The sequence below is a fragment of the Lacticaseibacillus mingshuiensis genome (genome assembly GCF_016861785.1).
GTDB classification, from domain to species: domain Bacteria; phylum Bacillota; class Bacilli; order Lactobacillales; family Lactobacillaceae; genus Lacticaseibacillus; species Lacticaseibacillus mingshuiensis.
Genome location: NZ_BOLS01000056.1, coordinates 1 through 1,049, shown reverse-complemented (window position 1 = coordinate 1,049; position 1,049 = coordinate 1). Strand labels below are relative to the sequence as shown.

General features: G+C 46.4%; 1 protein-coding gene. It reads left to right on the top strand.

Annotated elements, in window-relative coordinates; genetic code table 11:
- Window positions 1-1,049: MSCRAMM family protein (locus JUE67_RS12625; protein WP_203637194.1), on the top strand; the 1,049-nt coding region annotated here is incomplete at both ends.

Below are 1,049 nucleotides of genomic sequence, written 5' to 3'. Positions count from 1 at the left end.
GTTCCAGTCACAAATGATAAAGCATTAGGGAGCGTTCTTCTAACAAAGACAGATGGTGATACTGGTAAAGTTCTTTCCGGTGCCGTGTTCGATCTGTATAGGAAGGACGGCACAAAGCTTGCTAGTGGTTTGACGACAGATGCTAAAGGTCAAATCAAGGTCAATAACTTGAAGCCAGGCGACTACTATTTTGTCGAAACAGCAGCACCAGCTGGTTATGAATTAAATGACAGTAAGCTGAACTTCACGGTTGAGTTACAAACAACAACCAAGGTTGCGACCGTTTCCGCAACCAATGCTGAGAAGACTGGTTCAGTTGTCTTGAACAAGACAGACGGCGATACTGGTAAAGCTCTTGCCGGTGCAGTATTCGATCTGTATAAGAAAGACGGCACTAAGATTGCCAGTGGTTTGACGACAGATGCTAAAGGTCAGATCCAAGTCAATGATTTGAAGCCAGGCGACTACTACTTTGTCGAAACAGCAGCGCCAGCTGGCTATGAATTGAATGACAGTAAGCTGAACTTCACCGTTGAATTACAAACAACGACTAAGGTTGCGACCGTTTCCGCAACAAATGCTCAGAAGACTGGTTCCGTTGTCTTGAACAAGACGGATAGTGATACTGGTAAAACACTTGCCGGTGCGGTATTCGAACTGTATAAGAAGGACGGCACTAAGGTTGCCAGTGGTTTAACCACAGACGCTAAGGGTCAAATCAAGGTTAATGACTTGAAGCCAGGTGACTACTACTTTGTTGAAACAGCAGCGCCAGCTGGCTATGAATTGAATGACGGTAAATTGAACTTTACGGTTGAATTCCAGGCAACGACCAAGGTTGCGACCGTCTCCGCAACAAATGCCGAAAAGACCGGTTCCGTTGTTCTGAATAAGACGGACGGTGATACAGGTAAAGCCCTGGCGGGCGCCGTGTTCAATCTGTATAAGAAGGACGGGACGAAGGTTGCCAGTGGCTTGACCACCAATGCCAAGGGTCAGATTAAAGTTGATGACCTGAAGCCAGGCGACTACTACTTTGTTGAAACTGC